This window comes from Mycoavidus sp. HKI (genome assembly GCF_020023735.2).
In the GTDB taxonomy this organism is placed as follows: Bacteria; Pseudomonadota; Gammaproteobacteria; order Burkholderiales; family Burkholderiaceae; genus Mycoavidus.
Window position 1 is genome coordinate 769,000 of the sequence record NZ_CP076444.2, and the last position, 19,126, is coordinate 788,125.

The 19,126-nt window shown below is 49.1% G+C and carries 16 protein-coding genes and 3 pseudogenes; 15 read left to right on the forward strand and 4 right to left on the reverse strand.

What is annotated here, in order from left to right; all coding sequences use genetic code 11:
* Position 1: 1 nt before the first annotated feature.
* Positions 2–817: a pyruvate, water dikinase regulatory protein gene (locus KMZ15_RS03205; protein WP_223694128.1), complete on the reverse strand. Its 816-nt coding sequence runs from the start codon at positions 815–817 to the stop codon at positions 2–4.
* Positions 818–951: 134 nt separating this feature from the next.
* On the opposite strand from KMZ15_RS03205, the gene ppsA reads away from it, so the two are divergent.
* The 5 genes from ppsA to KMZ15_RS03230 all read left to right on the forward strand — a co-directional run bounded on the left by ppsA (position 952) and on the right by KMZ15_RS03230 (position 7,545).
* On the forward strand, positions 952–3,339 hold the full coding sequence (gene ppsA, locus KMZ15_RS03210) for a phosphoenolpyruvate synthase (protein ID WP_223694130.1): 2,388 nt from the start codon (positions 952–954) through the stop codon (positions 3,337–3,339).
* Positions 3,340–3,398: 59 nt separating this feature from the next.
* Entirely contained in the window at positions 3,399–3,824 is a 426-nt protein-coding gene (locus KMZ15_RS03215; protein ID WP_223694132.1) for an NfeD family protein, read from the forward strand.
* Positions 3,825–3,864: 40 nt separating this feature from the next.
* A complete protein-coding gene (locus tag KMZ15_RS03220; RefSeq protein WP_223694134.1) occupies positions 3,865–4,785 on the forward strand; it encodes an SPFH domain-containing protein in 921 nt (306 codons plus the stop codon).
* A 208-nt stretch (positions 4,786–4,993) separates the two neighbouring features.
* Positions 4,994–6,160 carry a hypothetical protein gene (locus KMZ15_RS03225; RefSeq protein ID WP_223694136.1) on the forward strand — a complete coding sequence of 389 codons (1,167 nt, stop codon included), beginning with the start codon at positions 4,994–4,996 and terminating at the stop codon, positions 6,158–6,160.
* 809 nt (positions 6,161–6,969) lie between these two features.
* Positions 6,970–7,545, forward strand: coding sequence for a hypothetical protein (locus KMZ15_RS03230; RefSeq protein ID WP_223694138.1), 576 nt, complete (start codon positions 6,970–6,972; stop codon positions 7,543–7,545).
* A gap of 151 nt (positions 7,546–7,696) precedes the next feature.
* Here the strand turns inward: KMZ15_RS03230 and smpB are convergent, their stop codons facing one another.
* Positions 7,697–8,143, reverse strand: a complete 447-nt coding sequence (smpB, locus tag KMZ15_RS03235; protein WP_223694140.1) for an SsrA-binding protein SmpB — start codon at positions 8,141–8,143, stop codon at positions 7,697–7,699.
* 105 nt (positions 8,144–8,248) lie between these two features.
* On the opposite strand from smpB, the gene KMZ15_RS03240 reads away from it, so the two are divergent.
* The 5 genes and pseudogenes from KMZ15_RS03240 (at position 8,249) to KMZ15_RS03260 (ending at position 13,748) form a co-directional block, all read left to right on the forward strand.
* A complete protein-coding gene (locus KMZ15_RS03240) occupies positions 8,249–8,683 on the forward strand; it encodes a type II toxin-antitoxin system RatA family toxin (protein WP_223694142.1) in 435 nt (144 codons plus the stop codon).
* Positions 8,673–8,990, forward strand: a complete 318-nt coding sequence (locus tag KMZ15_RS03245; protein WP_223694144.1) for an RnfH family protein — start codon at positions 8,673–8,675, stop codon at positions 8,988–8,990. The genes KMZ15_RS03240 and KMZ15_RS03245 overlap by 11 nt, the downstream gene beginning before the upstream one ends.
* Positions 8,991–9,080: 90 nt before the next feature.
* Positions 9,081–10,541, forward strand: coding sequence for an IMP dehydrogenase (guaB, locus tag KMZ15_RS03250; protein ID WP_223694147.1), 1,461 nt, complete (start codon positions 9,081–9,083; stop codon positions 10,539–10,541).
* Positions 10,542–10,547: 6 nt separating this feature from the next.
* Positions 10,548–12,131 (forward strand): glutamine-hydrolyzing GMP synthase, encoded by a 1,584-nt coding sequence (guaA, locus tag KMZ15_RS03255; RefSeq protein ID WP_223694149.1) that lies wholly within the window; start codon positions 10,548–10,550, stop codon positions 12,129–12,131.
* Between the two features lie 403 nt (positions 12,132–12,534).
* Positions 12,535–13,748 (forward strand): annotated as a pseudogene (locus tag KMZ15_RS03260) (tyrosine-type recombinase/integrase).
* On the opposite strand, the pseudogene KMZ15_RS03265 reads toward KMZ15_RS03260, so the two are convergent.
* Positions 13,704–13,898, reverse strand: a pseudogene (locus KMZ15_RS03265) (helix-turn-helix transcriptional regulator). The pseudogenes KMZ15_RS03260 and KMZ15_RS03265 overlap by 45 nt on opposite strands.
* Before the next feature lie 280 nt (positions 13,899–14,178).
* On the opposite strand from KMZ15_RS03265, the gene KMZ15_RS03270 reads away from it, so the two are divergent.
* The 3 genes from KMZ15_RS03270 to KMZ15_RS03280 are packed head-to-tail and all read left to right on the forward strand — an operon-like array spanning position 14,179 to position 16,475.
* A complete protein-coding gene (locus KMZ15_RS03270) occupies positions 14,179–14,406 on the forward strand; it encodes a hypothetical protein (protein ID WP_223694151.1) in 228 nt (75 codons plus the stop codon).
* Entirely contained in the window at positions 14,406–14,762 is a 357-nt protein-coding gene (gene tnpB / locus KMZ15_RS03275) for an IS66 family insertion sequence element accessory protein TnpB (RefSeq protein ID WP_223691061.1), read from the forward strand. The genes KMZ15_RS03270 and tnpB overlap by 1 nt, the downstream gene beginning before the upstream one ends.
* Positions 14,763–14,783: 21 nt before the next feature.
* Positions 14,784–16,475 carry an IS66 family transposase gene (locus KMZ15_RS03280; protein ID WP_223694154.1) on the forward strand — a complete coding sequence of 564 codons (1,692 nt, stop codon included), beginning with the start codon at positions 14,784–14,786 and terminating at the stop codon, positions 16,473–16,475.
* A 180-nt stretch (positions 16,476–16,655) separates the two neighbouring features.
* Here KMZ15_RS03280 and KMZ15_RS03285 read toward each other — a convergent pair.
* Positions 16,656–17,591 (reverse strand): annotated as a pseudogene (locus KMZ15_RS03285) (IS481 family transposase); the annotation flags it as partial.
* On the opposite strand from KMZ15_RS03285, the gene KMZ15_RS03290 reads away from it, so the two are divergent.
* Positions 17,580–18,353 (forward strand): hypothetical protein, encoded by a 774-nt coding sequence (locus tag KMZ15_RS03290; RefSeq protein ID WP_223694156.1) that lies wholly within the window; start codon positions 17,580–17,582, stop codon positions 18,351–18,353. The pseudogene KMZ15_RS03285 and the gene KMZ15_RS03290 overlap by 12 nt on opposite strands.
* Positions 18,343–19,089 (forward strand): IS21-like element helper ATPase IstB, encoded by a 747-nt coding sequence (istB, locus tag KMZ15_RS03295; RefSeq protein WP_223694159.1) that lies wholly within the window; start codon positions 18,343–18,345, stop codon positions 19,087–19,089. The genes KMZ15_RS03290 and istB overlap by 11 nt, the downstream gene beginning before the upstream one ends.
* The last annotated feature ends 37 nt before the right edge of the window (positions 19,090–19,126 follow it).

The following is a 19,126-nucleotide window of genomic DNA, read 5'->3' on the forward strand; positions in this document are numbered from 1 at the left end:
CTTAATACGATGGCTTATCAAGCCTGATTTCTTGCAAAATAGTGGCGGCGATCTCTTCTATTGATTTATGCGTGGAGGACAGCCACTTAATATTTTCGCGTCGCATCAGAGCTTGAGCCTCATTGACCTCATAGCGGCAATTTTCAAGGGAAGCGTATTTACTACCAGGGCGCCGTTCATTGCGGATTTCCGCAAGCCGGCTGGGGTCGATCGACAAACCAAAAATTTTCGACTTATGAGTGAGCAGCGGTGTAGGCAGTTTGCCCCGCTCAAAATCTTCTGGAATTAGCGGATAATTGGCAGCCTTTACGCCATACTGCATTGCTAAATAGAGCGTGGTCGGTGTTTTGCCGCTGCGTGAGACCCCTACTAAGATAACATCGGCTTCTTTAAGGTTAAGATGAGACTGGCCATCGTCATGTGTCAGTGAAAAATTGATCGCTTCAATCCGGTTCTTATAAGCCTCGGTATCTGCTGCTTGATGCCCCCGTCCCATGGCATGACTGGACTTCATCTTAAGTTCTTGCTCAAGGGGCTCGATGAAGGTCTGGAACATATCCAACACAAGGGCATTCGAACGCTTCACAATCTCGTTTGACTCACTATTGACAAGCGTTGTAAAGACAATCGGCCGGCTGTCACCTAGTTCTGCGGCATGATTGATATCATTGAGCGTGGTATAAGCTTTGTCGAGCGAATCAACAAAAGGCACGCGAATCAAGCGGAATTTCAGATCAAATTGTGAAAGAATTGAATGAGCGAAAGTTTCGGCAGTAATGCCGGTTCCATCAGAAACAATAAAGGCAATAGGTTGCATGGTGTTGTATCGGTGTCAATATAAAGCACATATAGAGTAGCGGCGCCATAGGCCCCGTTGGGTGATAGCCCAGAGCACGGTAGAATAGCGGTTTTTAAGCGTCAATACAGATTTTTTACACTTTAGGGACTGTGATGAATAGGGCAGTGGACAGCAACGCTTACGTAGTGCCGTTTGAGCAACTGCGAATGACGGACGTTGAGATCGTCGGCGGTAAAAATGCATCGCTTGGTGAAATGATTAGCCAGCTTACCCGCGCTAGCGTGAGTGTGCCGGCTGGCTTTGCGACAACGGCACAGGCATTTCGTGATTTTCTGCAACTCAATCATTTGAGCGCGCGAATCGCGCAGCGGTTGCAAGATTTAGACATTGAAGATGTCAAGGCGTTAGCCGTTGCTGGCAGCGAAATTCGCCAATGGATTATTGACGCGCCGTTGCCGCCAAGGTTAGTCGCTGAGATTCGAGCGCATTTTGAGCTCTTGCAAAAAGACGCAGCTGAACTATCGTTTGCCGTGCGCTCATCAGCAACCGCTGAAGATTTGCCTGATGCCTCATTTGCCGGCCAGCAGGAAAGCTACCTTAATGTGGTTGGCATTGACCAAATCCTAGACCGCGTCAAACACGTCTTTGCTTCGCTCTACAATGACCGCGCGATTTCATACCGGGTTCATAAGGGCTTTACGCACGCAGAGGTTGCATTATCGGTAGGGGTGCAGCGCATGGTGCGCTCAGATGTGGGCGCGGCTGGCGTGATGTTTACGCTAGATACGGAATCCGGCTTTAAGGGCGTGGTATTTATTACCTCGAGCTATGGCTTAGGAGAAACCGTCGTACAAGGTGCGGTCAACCCTGACGAATTTTATGTTTTTAAGCCAACGCTGGCAAGCGGTCATTACCCGATCATCCGCCGTTCGCTGGGCTCAAAATTAGTCAAAATGGAATTTGCTCCACCAGATGATGTGGAGCGAGTCAAAACGGTTGACGTGGAAAGCGCGCAACGCAACTGCTATTCGATTACCGATGAAGATGTGATCCAGCTCGCCAAATACGCCGTGATCATCGAGCAGCACTATGGCCGCCCAATGGATATTGAATGGGGTAAGGATGGTCGCGATGGCAAGCTTTATATCTTGCAAGCGCGGCCTGAAACGGTCAAAAGTCAAGCCAGCGGCAAACTTGAGCAGCGCTTTAAGCTTAAAAATATTGCCCCGGTACTGGCCACGGGCCGAGCCATTGGCCAAAAAATTGGCGCGGGTCCAGTCCGCGTGATTCGTGATGTGAGCGAGATTGAGCGCGTGCAGCCTGGCGATGTGCTGGTCGCTGATATGACGGACCCGAATTGGGAGCCAGTCATGAAGCGTGCTGCTGCCATCGTCACTAACCGGGGTGGCCGCACTTGCCATGCGGCCATCATCGCGCGCGAGTTGGGTGTACCTGCCGTTGTCGGTTGTGGTGAAGTGACCGACCTATTACGAGAAGGCGCACTTGTTACCGTTTCATGTGCGGAAGGTGACGAAGGCAAAATCTATGATGGCTTGCTTGAAATGGAAGTGACCGAGATTGAACGCGGTGATTTGCCTGCCTTGCCAGTTAAGATCATGATGAACGTCGGCAGCCCACAGCTGGCCTTTGATTTTTGTCAGCTGCCTAATGCTGGCGTGGGTTTGGCGCGGCTCGAATTCATTATTAATAATAATATTGGGGTGCATCCTAAAGCCGTGCTTGACTATCCAGAGGTTGGCCCGGATCTCAAAAAAGCGGTTGAGAGCATTGCCCGCGGCCATGCCTCGCCACGCGCATTTTATGTCGATAAATTGACCGAAGGGATTGCCACGATTGCCGCTGCATTTTATCCAAAGCCCGTGATCGTGCGGCTGTCTGACTTTAAGTCAAATGAATATAAAAAGTTGATCGGCGGTTCGCGCTATGAGCCCGATGAAGAAAACCCAATGTTAGGGTTTCGTGGCGCGGCGCGCTATATTTCCGAGGATTTTGCGCCTGCGTTTGAGATGGAATGCATTGCGCTCAAACGGGTGCGTGAAGAGATGGGGCTGACCAATGTTGAGGTCATGGTGCCATTTGTGCGTACGCTGGCGCAAGCCGAGCGAGTGGTGGCGCTATTGGAGAAATTTGGTTTAAAACGCGGCGAGCATGGTCTGCGCTTGATTATGATGTGTGAAGTCCCATCCAATGCGATTCTTGCCGCTGAATTTTTGCAGTATTTTGATGGTTTTTCAATTGGCTCAAACGACTTGACCCAACTCACGCTTGGACTTGATCGAGATTCTGGCATGCCCTTGCTAGCGCAAGATTTCGATGAGCGCGACTTGGCGCTACGTTTCTTGTTAAGCCGCGTGATTGACGAGTGCAAACGCCAAAACAAATATGTGGGTATTTGCGGGCAAGGACCCTCCGATCATTTGGACTTTGCGCAGTGGCTCACAGAAGCCGGAATTATGTCAATGTCGCTCAATCCGGACACAATCATTGATACTTGGCGCACGCTTGCAAAAATGAGTTAAAGTGTTCTAGTCGAGGCACTTTCGTGGCCTCAACTGACACCTAATATTCAGGAGTATTTATGATAGAAACAGGCCTCTTCTGGTGGGTTCTGGCCGGAGGGCTCGTGATTGCCGAGTTGCTAAGCGGCACCTTTTATTTATTAATGATCGCACTGGGCTGCGTGGCCGGCGGAGTGGTTACGCTTTTTGGGCTCTCCGTGAGCTTACAGTTGGTCGTTGCCGCCGCAATTGCACTCAGTGCGTTGATACTGTTGCGCCGTTCACGTGTTGACTTAGCTAAGGGGCGCCATGCTAATCCGAATAACAACCTTGATTTAGGTGCATTATTGCAGATTGATGCTTGGCAAGGACGCCGCGCGCGTGCCCTTTATCGCGGCGCGCAGTGGGATGTTGAACTGCTTGCTGGCGAAGATATAGATGGCCAATGGTATGAAATTAAAGAGATGCGCGGCAATCTTTTGGTTGTTGCAGCCAAGCGCAGTTAATCAATGACGGGCTAAAAACGGCTCACTCATAAGGAAAATTATGTTAGTAGATACAAGTCTTATTGCGTTGATTATATTTATCGTCGCCGTTGTCATTGCGGCGCAAGCCGTGAAGATTGTGCCTCAGCAACATGCTTGGGTGCTTGAGCGGCTTGGCCGTTATCATGCAACGCTGACGCCGGGCGCGAATATTGTGTTGCCCTTTATCGACCGCGTTGCATATCGGCATATTTTGAAAGAAATCCCGCTCGATGTGCCTAGCCAAATTTGCATCACGCGCGACAACACGCAATTGCAAGTGGATGGCGTTCTATACTTTCAAGTGACTGACCCGATGAAAGCCTCCTATGGCTCAAGCAACTATATCGTTGCTATCACTCAGCTCGCGCAAACCACCTTGCGCTCGGTCATCGGCAGGCTTGAGCTCGACAAAACCTTTGAAGAGCGTGCCTTGATCAACCACGGCATTGTTGAGGCGCTAGATGAGGCAGCAGCAAACTGGGGCGTTAAAGTACTGCGTTATGAAATCAAAGATCTCACCCCTCCTAAAGAGATCTTACATGCAATGCAATCACAAATTACCGCCGAGCGTGAAAAGCGTGCATTGATTGCAGCTTCCGAGGGTAAGCGGCAAGAGCAAATTAACTTAGCCACGGGTGCACGCGAAGCGGCAATTCAAAAATCAGAAGGTGAAAGACAAGCGGCGATTAACCAGTCACAAGGGCAAGCATCAGCCATTCTTGCCGTAGCCGAAGCCAATGCGCAAGCGATTGCAAAAATTGGACAATCGATTCAATCGTCTGGCGGTATGGAGGCGGTTAATCTTAAAGTGGCGGAGCAATATGTGAATGCGTTTAGTAATCTTGCTAAGTCGGGTAACACACTCATCGTGCCAGCTAATTTAAGTGAAGTGAGCTCGATGATTGGGACGGCGTTATCGATTATTAAGCAGGGCAAGTAATCTCAGATTTATAGTAGATATTTAGTAAAAACTAAATAGATGTTAGATCATTGTAAGTCTGACATAGACACACTATCCTAGCGTAAAAGTGCTAGATGGAGTGCCTATAAATTTGTTTGCTTACACTATGGTATTTGCTTTTATAGCAGTTTTTTAGAATAATTACTCCTGTTCAAACGGAGTAAAAATTAAGACTGACGGGGAAAACATGAAGAAATTAGTTTTGATAAGCCTACTGGCGATGGGAAGCGGGGTTGCGGGTTGCTGTGGCGATGGTAGTGGCGATCATGCTGGGCACTCTAATGCGTTGAATACTGCAGGCGTTGCGTCTACTGGTAGTGGAGTTCATGCTGGACATTCTAGTGCATTGAGCACTGCAGGCGTTCCTTCTATTGCTAGTGAGGATGAAGGAAGGTGGGTTTGGAAGGAGCAACATCATACAGAGCAGCAGATGCTTCGCTCCAAAGGTGGCTTTGCTGTGTTAAGTTTTAAATTGCCTAAATCAGAAAATCTCCCATATTTCGAGATCTCTTTGATTCAGTCTGGAGCTAATGAATATAAAATTAGCACAACGGATAAGGATAGCTATGGAAAACTGCGCTCCCTTAAGTTGAAAGTCGCGGCTCCGACAGAAGAACTGCGAGCAAGCTTACCTCGATTGGAAGGACTTCGCGTAGGGCAAAAAAAAGAGTTAGAAGAAATTCGAAAAATTCTAAAGAGCAGCATAGAATATGTTTGGACTGGTGAAGAGGGGCAAGAGTGTAAGTCTGACGATCAAGAGGTGAAGGAGAAGCTTTTAAATAAGCATGGCCCAGGAGATGAGTTTTTACAGCATTATCAAGGAGGTGACAGACCACATTGGATTGTTATTAGAAAAGCAGAATTTGTAGGTAAATATGGCTGGCAGATAACGGAGCAGATAGAACATAGTGATGCTCATCACTCCTCTGAGTCTGTCGATGAGGATCGTAGAGATGAGGTCGCGGATACTTATTATTCCACTCTACCTGCAAGCAGTACTACGGGGTCACCAGCTTCGTTATCATCATCCTGGGATATGGCAGGGAACAGCGACGCTCTCGATCAACACCATACGGATGAAGCCAAGGGTGCATTATCAAGTGGGTATGAGCAAATACAAACACAAACAGATTCAGTCGTGAGTGAGACGGGCTCGACTAAAGGGCAAATCAGCACTACTACCCATACAACGACGACTAGTACGGTTCGAAGCCAACACGGGGCACATATGACGCGTACCGTCGCGAGCGGAGTTCACAGTGAACAACGAGAAGTGTCTGGCGAACAGGCATCACCTTCTCAAGTGCGCTCGATCAAGAACAAGAGCAAACAAACTGATAAAAATAAGTCATAAAACATAAAAGCTAAGAATAAAGCAAAAATAAAGGCTAAAAAGCAATATAGAGTAAAAGGCGGGAAGAGCAATATTGCCACCGCTTAATTGTAGCTGTATCTACTTGAGATTGCCGAGAAAACGGCAATCTCAAGCTTTATTTTGGGATCCACCGCAAGCCGGCTGAGGCCCATAACACCTTGTCCACAAACGCCCTGCCTTATAAGATTGACTAGCCTTAATTGGTTCCGGTCTAATTTAATTTCCCCGAAGGAAATTGGCCTTATATCTTTGACCCCACAACATACTTAATTTAGAGCCAGTGTTTCTCAGATTAAATTTTCACTAGGGCAAGTAATGCCATACCTGCTCAGCAAGCGCGTATTCATAGAATCTAAACCCTGGGCATCTTGAATAGACATGTTGGTTAAGGTCAGTTCATTCTGATATGAGTTCCAATATAAACTCACCTTCCAGCCGTTGCTTCCTAAGCTCGTCGAGTTGATCTTGCAACTGCCATCCTTGCAGTGCCCGAAGCTGGTTACAAAGATTGGAGAGACGATTCAATTGTGAGTACGATGATTTGACGGCGTGATCACTCGTTAATCAAGGGGAGTGGTGTCAGTTTATAGATAATTATTTGGAACAACTTAAGACGACAAAGCTATTAAATGATTGTAAATCTGGTGTGGATGCCAGGCTAAATTCTAGAAAAAATGAAGGAAAAATATTTTTTTCCAATTTATTAGAAATATGATATTTTTCTTTTTTAAAAAGATTTTTTGAGTAATTGTCTCTGGCCAAAATAGGCCTAATTTTACGGGGGAAATATGAAGAAAATGGTACTAATAAGTTTGCTGGTTACGGGAGGTTGGATCGCGGGCTGTGGTTGTGATGACTCTATCCGCTTGAACTCTGCGTCAGAGGCAGAATTGGGTTGTCCTGAAGGTTATGAATTTTGGACTAAGGCAGAGGGTTCTGAGCAAGAGCTTTTTTCTGACGATGGCGCGGCTCGGTTGACTTTTAAATTGCCTAACTCAGACGTATCAAATCTCCAAATCTGTTTGGGTCGACCGCAAGACTACCAATATGAACTTAGGACAATGGGTGATTACGATAAAGTAATCGAGCCTCAATTGGCCTTTTATTTTCCCATGACCGATTTGGAAGTAGTTATACCTAAATTGAAGGAGCTTGGGCCGCAGTTCGTCGAGGCTGATGTGAAGAAAGTTCTGAACGCTAGTGCAAAATATTTTTTTGCTAATGCAGTTCCTGGGAGTAAACGGAAATATAGTGATATAAAATGGTTGAAACAGGCAGAAAATGAGCTTGACTCATATTGGGGCGTAACCAGAAGAGCAAAACAAGTCGGTATATATGGCTTCGAGATAGGTCACTATGAGTAAGAATTTTAGCTAGTTTTTAATCACAACGACTATCTACTTTAAGGTTGCCATCAATTCCATATTGGCAACCTTAAAGTTTTCGCAACGCAGTCAAATAAATTTTTGATGAAGGGGGTATGCGTAGTCTAGTATTTATTTTTCCTTAGGAAAGTCATACACCACTACGCATCAACCGAGCCTTCTCCCGCTCCCAATCCCGCTGCTTCTCAGTCTCCCGCTTATCATGCTCCTTCTTACCTTTAGCCAAACCAATTTCACATTTAACCCGTCCCTTCGTATAATGCAAATCTAACGGCACAAGCGTATAGCCACGCTGCTCAACTTTACCGATGAGGCGTTTGATTTGTGTGGCATGCATCAGCAGTTTACGGGTGCGCACCGGATCTGGCCGGATATGGGTCGAGGCGCTTAAGAGTGGGCTAATATGCGCGCCGATTAGAAATAACTCAGCATTGCGGATGACGACATAGCCTTCTCTAATCTGTGAGCGGCCAGCGCGAATAGCCTTAACCTCCCACCCTTCGAGTACGAGGCCGGCTTCGTAGCGATCTTCAATAAAGTAATCGAAGAGTGCTTTTTTATTGTTACTAATACTCATGATGAGAGAGAACGTATACTTCGGCTAAAATAATCATTCTAACAAAGCCGCTTGCCTTATGCTGTCGATTTTGCGCAAACTGCGCATCCTTTTTACCTAAACCTTATGCCGGATGTTCAAAAAACCGTTTTGGTCCGCTACGCGGCCGAACAAATGTTCGATCTTGTCAACGATGTTGCCGATTATCCAAATTTCCTACCATGGTGTGGAGGGGTTGAGATTTTTGAACAAAACCCCACCGAGATGAAAGCCAAGATTGATATTACATTCAAAGGGATCAAGCTACATTTTACAACCCGTAATACCCAACAGCGGCCAAACCGCATCGATATGGTATTTGCGGATGGTCCGTTTAAAAAATTCACTGGCTACTGGTGCTTTACGCCGTTACGTGCTGACGCGTGTAAGGTCGAATTTTCATTGCACTATGAATTTGCAAGTATGATCTTAGGTAAACTCATAGGACCCGTGTTCCATCATATTGCGAACACTTTTGTTGAATCTTTTGTGAAGCGCGCACAAACCAAATATGCTTGCTAAGATTGAAATCGAAGTTTGTTATGCTTTGCCGGAGCGGCAAACAGTGCTGAAAATGACACTGCCAGCAGACGCGACAGTGCATCAAGCCATTATTGCATCGGGTATTTTGCAACTCTATCCAGAGCTTGATTTAGCAACGCAGGCGGTGGGGATATGGGGCAAACTTAAATCATTAGAGACCGCCTTAGCGGCAGATGATCGAGTTGAAATTTACCGGCCTTTAAAAGTAGACCCCAAGCTTGCGCGGCAACGGCGTGTGGAAAAAGGGCGCATGGGACGGCCTGAGGGTCGTAGATGGCACGCATAAATCAGAAAAATATTAAGTCAATGCCTGGCAGGCGCTAGGTTAGCACTGAAGAATCGCGTATAATCCGTTTTTGCGCCTCCAGGATATCTTATGCGCCTCCTCCAAAAAGCACTGACCTTTGACGACGTATTACTCGTGCCCGCATTTTCCAATGTACTGCCACGAGAAACCTCCCTTAAAACCAAATTCACCCGCCGCATCACGCTAAATATGCCGCTTGTGTCCGCGGCCATGGACACCGTGACCGAAGGCAGGCTTGCCATTGCTATGGCTCAGCTAGGCGGGATTGGTATCATTCACAAAAATTTGCTAGCGGCTGAACAAGCCCGTGAAGTGGCCAAGGTTAAGCGCTTCGAGTCTGGCATTGTGCGTGATCCGATCACGGTGCCGCCTCATCTCAAAGTGCGCGATGCCATTGCGTTGTCGCAGCAGCATGGTATTTCCGGCTTCCCTGTCGTTGAAGGCAAGCAACTCATTGGCATTGTAACTAATCGTGATTTGCGTTTTGAAACTCGGTTGGATGAACCTGTGCGCGCCATCATGACCCCTCGAGAGCGTTTGATCACGGTGCCGGAAGGAACGCCGCTTGCTAAAGCTAAGGAGTTGATGCATTGCCATCGGCTTGAGCGGGTATTGGTGGTGAATGATACGTTTGAATTGCGCGGCTTAATGACCGTTAAAGACATTTTAAAAGCGACTGAACATCCAGATGCATGCAAGGATGAGCAGGGCAAGCTCCGGGTTGGCGCCGCCGTTGGGGTTGGCCCAGAAAACGACGAGCGCATTGAGTTGCTGGTGCAAGCCGGCGTGGATGTGATTGTGGTGGATACGGCTCATGGCCATAGCCTAGGCGTGCTTGAACGCGTGCAGTGGGTTAAAAAGCATTTTCCGCAAATTGAAGTGGTTGGTGGCAATATTGCCACGGCCGATGCGGCGCGTGCTTTGGTTGAATATGGCGCCGACGGAGTCAAAGTGGGCATCGGCCCAGGCTCAATTTGCACGACCCGGATTATTGCCGGGGTTGGGGTGCCGCAGATTTCTGCGATTGCGAATGTGTCTGCAGCGCTGGCGGGTACCGGCGTGCCGGTGATTGCCGATGGCGGAGTACGTTATTCGGGAGATGTTTCCAAGGCGTTAGCAGCGGGGGCGCACAGTGTCATGATGGGAAGTATGTTCGCCGGTACTGAAGAAGCGCCAGGCGAAGAGTTTCTATATCAGGGCCGTTCCTATAAATCGTATCGCGGCATGGGTTCGGTGGGAGCCATGAAAGATGGCGCCGCTGATCGTTATTTTCAGGACAATTCGGTCAATATCGATAAACTTGTGCCGGAAGGCATTGAGGGCCGCGTTGCATATAAAGGGAGCGTGAGCGCCATTTTATATCAGCTCGTGGGTGGCGTACGCGCAAGTATGGGCTATTGTGGTTGCCGCACTATTGAAGAAATGCACGAACAGGCTGGTTTTGTTGAAATTACTTCGGCTGGCATTCGTGAGTCGCATGTGCATGATGTACAGATTATGAAAGAAGCTCCGAACTATCACGTGGAATAAATGCAGATGCATGACAAAATTTTAATCCTTGACTTTGGTTCACAGTTTACTCAGCTGATCGCCCGCCGTGTGCGTGAGGCCCATGTATGTGCTGAGATTTACCCTTCTGATGTGGATGAGGCTTTCATTCGTGATTTTGCCCCGAAGGGCATTATTTTATCGGGTGGTCCAAATTCAGTGACGGGTGCTGATACGCCACGCGCACCACAAGTTGTGTTTGAGCTTGGCGTACCCGTGCTGGGGATTTGCTATGGTATGCAGACCATGGCCGAGCAACTGGGTGGCAAGGTTGAGCATGGTCATGTGGGTGAATTTGGTTACGCCGAAATCTTAGCGCATGGTCATGCAAAATTCCTGCACGGAATTGAAGATTTTCATACGGATGCAGGCCAGAGCGTGCTCAAAGTCTGGATGAGCCATGGCGATAAAGTGAGTGCAGTGCCGCCTGGCTTTACGCTGATTGCGTCGACGGATGCGTGTCCAGTGGCAGCTATGGCGGATGACGCAAGGCGCTTTTACGGCGTTCAGTTTCATCCAGAAGTCACCCATACACTACAGGGTAAGGCTCTTCTGACACGTTTTGTGCATGAGGTATGTGGCGCGCGCGCAGATTGGATTATGGGCGACTATGTTGATGAAGCCGTCAAATCGATTCGTCAGCAGGTCGGCAACGAGCGGGTGATTTTAGCCATTTCAGGTGGCGTAGATTCCTCGGTGGCGGCAGCTTTGCTGCATAAGGCAATTGGTCCGCAGCTGACTTGCGTGTTTGTGGATCATGGGTTACTGCGACTTAATGAAGCAGAGCAGGTCATGGAAACTTTCGCTAATCATCTAGGGGTGAATGTTATCCATGTCGATGCAAGCGGCCCCTTCCTTGAGAAGCTTGCCGGCGTGGCCGACCCAGAGCAAAAGCGAAAAATTATTGGCGCGGAGTTTGTTGAGGTATTCCAGCACGAAGCACGTAAGTTGGTCGATGCGAAATGGCTTGCGCAAGGTACAATCTATCCAGATGTCATCGAATCAGCAGGCAGCAATAAGCCAGGTGCCGCTAAAATTAAAAGTCATCACAATGTAGGTGGCTTACCAGAAACCTTGCATTTAAAGTTGCTTGAACCTTTGCGCGAACTGTTCAAAGATGAAGTGCGCGAATTAGGCATCGAACTAGGTTTGCCGGCTGCGATGGTGTATCGTCATCCGTTCCCAGGCCCAGGCTTAGGGGTGCGGATTCTAGGCGAAGTTAAGCGCGAATATGCTGCTTTGCTGGCCCGTGCCGATGCGATCTTTATCGATGCGTTACGCAATACGATCGATCCGCACACAGGCAAGTCGTGGTATGAGCTTACCAGCCAGGCGTTTGCGGTTTTTCTGCCGGTTAAAAGTGTTGGCGTTATGGGCGATGCGCGCACCTATGAGTATGTGGTTGCGCTGCGCGCGGTGCAAACACAAGACTTTATGACCGCACATTGGGCTCATCTGCCGCATGAGTTGTTAGGCCAGATCTCGAACCGGATCATCAATGAAGTGCGTGGCATTAATCGTGTGGTCTACGATATTTCAGGAAAGCCGCCTGCGACTATTGAATGGGAATGATTTGATGTCCGGCAAAGGCTGGCACTGAGCAGCATGAAATACCCCGCAAACCCGCATCACTGCGGGTTTTTTTACGTCTGCGTCTAGCATTTTCTGGCATAACGTAGCAGCTTCAAGCATGATTTTTTCATGGTATTAAACATGGTATTAATTGGGACGGTGCCATGACCAATGCTTGATACCATGCCACGATTTTTCAGTGGATCATGGTATCAAAATCAATAAAACCCTTTATTTATAAGGGTTTGAAGGGTGAAAAAGCAGATATTTGAATTATGGTATTTTTAACCAGAATAAGCATGAAAATCATGCTTAACGTACCATATTGAAATCAATCAAAGCCTTTATTCATAAGGATTTGAGCGGCGATCATGGTATCGTGAATTCTAATATGATAGATACTATGTTGACTGATACCAAGCTGCGTAATCTCAAACCAAAGGACAAGCTCTACAAGGTGAACGACCGCGATGGCCTTTATGTGGCTGTCATCTCTACCGGTTCGATTTCATTCCGGTACAACTATTTGATCAACGGCAGACAGGAGACTATTACTTTTGGGTGCTACGGCGTCGGCGGCCTCACCCTAGCGGAGGCCAGAGAGCAATTGAGTGAGGCCAAGAAGATGGTCAATGCCGGGAAGTCACCGGCCAAGGAAAAGGCACGGAACAAAGCCCGAATCAAGGGTGTCGAGACGTTCGGTGCCTGGGCTGAAAAGTGGCTGCGTGGCTGCCAGATGGCTGACTCCACTCGTGATATGCGCCGAGCAACCTATGAACGCGAGTTGAAGCCCAAGTTTGGTAACCTGAAGCTGGTTGAAATTACTGACGAGAATTTACGAGCGCAGACTGATGCCATTGTGGCGCGCGGCGCGCCGGCCACAGCAGTACATGTCCGCGAGGTGGTGTTGATGGTTTATCGATGGGCCATTGAGCGAGGCCAGAAGGTCGAAAATCCGGCGGAAAAGGTATCTCCGGCCACCATTGCCAGGTTCGAGCCACGCGACCGGGCACTGACGCCAGAAGAGATAGAGTTGATGTATCAGTACATCGAACGTATTGGCACGACGCCATCAATACGGGCGGCTGCTGCTGACAATGGTTCGTAAGAGCGAACTGACTAACGCCACGTGGAGCGAAATTAATTTCAGTGGGGCGATTTGGACAATACCTAAAGAGCGCATGAAGCGGCGCAACCCGCACCTAGTATTCCTGTCCAGGCAGGTGTTGGACATTTTGATCGCACTAAAAACTTTCGCGGGTGGGTCTGACTATGTGTTGCCGTCACGGTACGATTCAAGCCAACCGATGAGTAGTGCGACGCTGAATCAGGTGCTGACGCTGACGTACAAGCTAGCGCAGAAAGAGGGGAGGTGCCTCGCCAAGTTCGGGCCGCACGATCTGCGCAGAACTGCTAGTACGTTGCTGCACGAGGCTGGGTACAACAGCGATTGGATCGAAAAGAGCCTCGCGCATGAGCAAAAAGGCGTGAGAGCTGTTTACAATAAGGCAGAGTACCGAGAGCAGCGTGCAAGATTGGGCTGATATGATTGACGAGTGGACGCTCAAGCGGTCACGGCCATCGGAATGCGGCCGGACGCATGGGCTTGCCGCCTGACGACTTTCGTGTTTTGATCCATTCATCGATCTCGGCTAAGTCTCAGGCGACCTTTCGGGGTGAAAGTACGATTCGGCGCGGGAATTCCCCGTGCTGCTCCATATCGAAGATCGTGCGCTCTGACAACGGGACTTTCTTCAACTGTACGATTTACATACATCGTTTCACTTTTCTGAAAACCATTTTTAATGTTTTTTAGGGTAAAAATGAGTGAGATGATTAGTTCAGTAGGGTTATTGCAAAGTAAGAACGCCATGAACCCCAGACTTGTGGCTTGAAGTTGGAGTCCTCATACTTTCTCACATCTAAATTCAGATGGAGCAATAGAACAAAGATGAGATTGGGAGAAAAATTTTGGTCAGCCCATTTGGAGGCAGCCAAACACAAAGGTAGCTCATTGAGTAGCTATGCGAAGCGGCATGGTGTATCTGTGAAAGGCCTATATTATTGGCAGAACAAATTAAAGGCGACAGATGAAAGTATCGAATCGAGGCAGGCAAGCAAATTTGTAGCGCTGCGGGTGAGGGAGGCGGTTGACGAGCCACGCGCTTGCGGTTGCAGCTTAGTATTGCCCTCAGGAATGCGGCTAGAGCTATCTGACCTGCCGTCGCCAGAATGGCTGGTGGCCCTTGGTCGTGCGGCGCAAGGAGAGCACTGATGCATCCGGGCTGTGAGATTGAGCAGGTTTACTTGTGCCAGGAGCCAGTTGATTTTAGGAAAGCGATCAACGGCTTGAGTGCGCTGGTCGAGCAAGAATTGGGACTAAACCCGTTCGGCAGTGCACTGTATGTTTTTATCAATCGCCAGCGCAATAAGCTCAAGGTATTGTACTGGCATCGCAATGGTTTTTGCCTGTGGCTCAAGCGCCTTGAATCGGAGAAATTTGCCTGGCCTAAGGGTGCCCAAGAGGCCACGCAGACGTTGAGCTTACAGGAATTTGAATGGCTTCTGGAAGGGTTTGATTTATGGAGAAACAAACCGCATAAAACACTGTATTTTAATACTGTTTCATAGAGAGATTTGATAAAATATGGCATGTTTGAAAGTGCCGAAAAAGAATTCATTTTACCCATAGACTTCGCTCTGCCAGAGGTCACGCTACCGGCCGTTTTGTCAACCGATGTGGCTGCGCTCACAGCGCTGTTGCATACGCAACAGCAAGCGTATGAGGCGTCCCAGATGGCAGCACGCAATGTGATCAGTCAGGCACGCGACGAGATCAGTCAGGCACACAACGAGATTAGCCAAGCACACAATGAGATCAGCCAAGCACGCGATGAGATTAGGCGCCTGATCGAACAAATTATACTGGCGCGGCGGCGCCAGTTTGGCCCGAGTTCAGAGCAGATGAGTGGCCAGGGCCGTTTGTTCGATGAAGCGGAAGTATTGGCCGAAGCCACAACCGAGGTAGAGGATATCGCACCACTGGCCCCCAAGTCGGAAGGCCAAGAGAAACCTGCGCGCGGCAAGCGGAGCCCATTACCAGCAGAGTTGAAACGAGTTGAGATCGTGTACGATGTTCCCGAAGCCGAACGCACCTGTGCCTGTGGGACACCGATGGTGGTCATCGGACAGGATGTGAGCGAGCAACTCGACATCGTGCCCATGCAGATACGTGTACTACGCCACATTCGTATGCGCTATGGCTGCCCCAGCAGTGTTCATGCTCCAGTCACAGCACCATTGCCGCCGCAGCCTCTGCCTAAGAGTAACGCGAGCGCCAACTTCCTGGCCATGCTGTTGACGGTTAAGTTCGTCGATGGCTTGCCTCTCACCCGTTTCGCCAAGGTACTGGATCGCCACGGCATGTCCGTGCCCACCCAGACATTGGCGCGCTGGGTAATCAGCTGTGGTTCTGTGTTGCAGCCCTTGCACAATCTGATACGCGACACCTTGCTTGAGAGCTCTGTGCTGCATATCGATGAAACGGTGGTGCAAGTGCTTAAAGAGCCGAACAAAACGCCTACCTCCAATTCGTATATGTGGGTACAAACCGGCGGACCGCCAGGCAAACCGGTTGTCATTTACGACTATGATCCTAGCCGTGGCAGGGAGGTGCCCGTGCGCTTATTGCACGACTATCGCGGTTATCTGATGACCGACGGATATGATGCATATAACAAATTAACTGAGATCGAGGGCATCGAGCATCTCATGTGCTGGGCACACGTGAGACGGCGCTACATCGAGGCGGTCAATGTTCAGCCCAAAGGCAAGAGTGGGCATGCCGACGAGGCTATCAAGATGATAAGACAGTTATACCGCATCGAACGTGATCATAAAGACGCCGACGACGAAGCACGCCTGAAGGCGCGCAAGAAGCTGAGCATACCGATCCTGGATAAACTGTACGCTTGGATGGAAAAGTTGCGGCCTGGCGTTACGCCGAAAAGCGCTCTTGGTGGAGCACTGAAGTATATGCACGATAACTGGAGCATGCTCAAGCGCTATACCGAGCGCGGCGATCTGCCGATCGATAACAACCGCTGTGAGAATGCGATCCGCCCGTTTGTGATCGGCCGCAAGGCGTGGCTATTCAGTAATACGACAGCCGGCGCTCATGCTAGCGCCGTCATTTACTCGCTGGTCGAAACAGCTAAGGCCAATGGCCTGGAGCCCTACACCTGGTTGCGTTGTGCTCTGCGTGACTTGCCAGCAGCAAAGACCGTCGAGGAGGTTGAGGCGCTGTTGCCTTGGAATTTTAATACCGTGCCCAATATCAATTAGCTCGCGTTTATTCCCATAGAATTTGGCTACCCCTACATGGGACGGCTGGAATTCTGTTTCCATCTCTATGTTCGCTCCATCAATATTTAGATCAGGGCAAGTATGAGTATTACTGCTTAAAGCCACAAGTCTGGGGTTCATGGAGTTCTTACATTGCAAATCCATAGCAGCGATAGCTAAATCGACTTTCCAATTGCTATAACGGATGCGTTCTTTGCGTAAGTCATAAGCAGAAGTAATGTCTTCAGAAAGCGGGATCTGTGCGCCTACTTCTGCAAGCTTGCCAACGGGAGTCTTTCCAGAAAGAGAGCCGTGTGGGCGTCGCCAATTGTATTCAAACTGCCATTCTTCAATACGCTGATCAATGCCTTGTTCTTTATGTGAATAGCGTGACCAAAACTCAATTTTATCGGTGAGTTGAGAACGCTCGACTTTGCCATTGAGATGGGGTGAACGAGGTGGAATTGGACGAAATTTAATGCAATTGCTCATCAAATATCTTTGTACGCTTTCAGCGAAAAATTCGGTTCCACGATCCGTTTGAATCCGTTGAATCGGAAAGGGCATTTCTTCTATCACGCGATCAAGGAAAAGCAAGGTGTGGCGGGCATCGCGGCGTGGATGAACTGCCAACACGCGAAATCGCGAACAGTCATCCACCGCCGTATATTGATACACCCCTGGTGCGACTTTCATGGTGTCTATTTGTACGCGTTCACCTGGAATGAGAAGACTATATCGCTTAGACGGAATTGACCGTTTGGGTTTGACCAGCGGATTGACTTTTGCCGCGACCAAAACTTTATGAATGGTCCGCAGTGACAATTCTTTTTGTTCATATAGACGAAGTTCATTTTGTATGCGGCGTGCGCCCTTATTCTCACCACGCATACGCAAAATATTGTCCTGGTCAGTCTGCGTGACCTTGCGATTAGGGCTGTGGTGTGGACGGCGGCTCATTGAATCCAGGCCCACTTCGCCCTCTTGTTGATAGCGTTTAACCCACTTGCGTAATGTCGGCCGGGAGATGCCACAACGTCGACATACCACGCCTGCATCTCCCAGCTCTTCGTATAGTTTGACCCATTTAAGTCGACAGCGTATTTGTGCGTTCATCCGCCTATTTTAATTGAAACGATATATGTAAATCGCACAGCTAATCTGGTCGAGCTCAATGACTGGCTGGCTATACGCTGCCGAGAACTCGCTCAACGCAAACACCCCTGCCATGCTGAGCGCACCATCAGCGAATGTTTCCAAGAAGAGCAACGATTGTTACGCCCAATCGTCGCACCGTTTGATGGTTACGTTGAACAGATGATGCGAGTCTCAAACACCAGCTTAGTGCGCGTGGATAGAAATCGTTATAGTGTGCCGGCCCGCTTTGCGGGACAAGCCGTGTCCGTACGTATGAGCGCTAACCAAATCCAGGTGGTGGCCCAGGCTCAGGTCGTTGCGGCTCACCGGCGAGTCTTTGGGCGTGACCAACTTATCTGCGATCCTTGGCATTATCTGCCTGTATTAGAGAGGAAACCCGGTGCTTTACGCAATGGTGCACCTTTTGTTGAGTGGGATTTACCGCTTCCCATTCAAGCGGTACGGAAATGCCTTCTGAAGCGCCCTCAGGGGGATCGTGCCTTTGTAGAACTGCTCCTGTTGGCTGAGAAAGTTGACCTGGATGCCTTAACCGTGGCGTGTGAATGTGCTTTGGAAGCGGGTACAGTGACGGCCCCCGTGATTATGAACGAAATGCGCAGACTGACCGACCCAAGCCCACCCACTCCGCTTGAATGGCCCGATGGTATCGCCTTAACGCTAGAACCCCTAGCAGATTGCCATCGCTATGACCACCTGCTCGGAGAAACCCATGCCCACTGACATCCACGCCACTCTTACGGCATTGCAACTGCATGGAATGGCCACGGCCTGGAGCGAATTACAAGCCGAAAAGCCAAAGCTCGTTAACCGCCCTGAAATTTGGATAGAACGCCTGATCGCCGCTGAGCAAACAGATCGAGCATTACGCCGTTTACGCTATCAGCTTAAAGCCGCGCGCTTTCCTATCCATCGAGATTTACTCAGCTTCAATTGGCAAGAAACGCCTCTGTCACAAGTTGTCATCGAGCAACTCGCCAGTGCCGACTTCACCGATACCGCACATAACTTGATTCTCGTGGGCGGCTGTGGAACCGGCAAAACTCATCTTGCCACTGCTCTGGGCGTGGCCACCATTCATGCCGGAAAACGTGTCCGTTTCTTCAATGGCGTCGAATTGGTCAACGCTCTCGAACACGAAAAGCAATTCGGTAAAACAGGCAACCTAGCCAAACGCCTTACACAGATTGACGCCCTCATCATTGACGAACTCGGCTATTTGCCTTTCCCTGCCTCCAGTGGCGCACTGCTATTCCAGCTCATCGGACAGCTTTATGAGAAAACCTCTTTAATTATCACTACCAATCTCTCATTTAGCGAATGGGTACAGGTCTTCGGAGACGCAAAAATGACCACCGCTTTGTTGGACCGGATTACACATCATTGCCATATCCTTGAAACTGGCAATCAATCTTACCGTTTCAAACATCGAAATATCTCCTCTCATTTAGTGCCTTAACTGGAAACTTTTCGGCGCTGTTTACTGGCAAATTTTG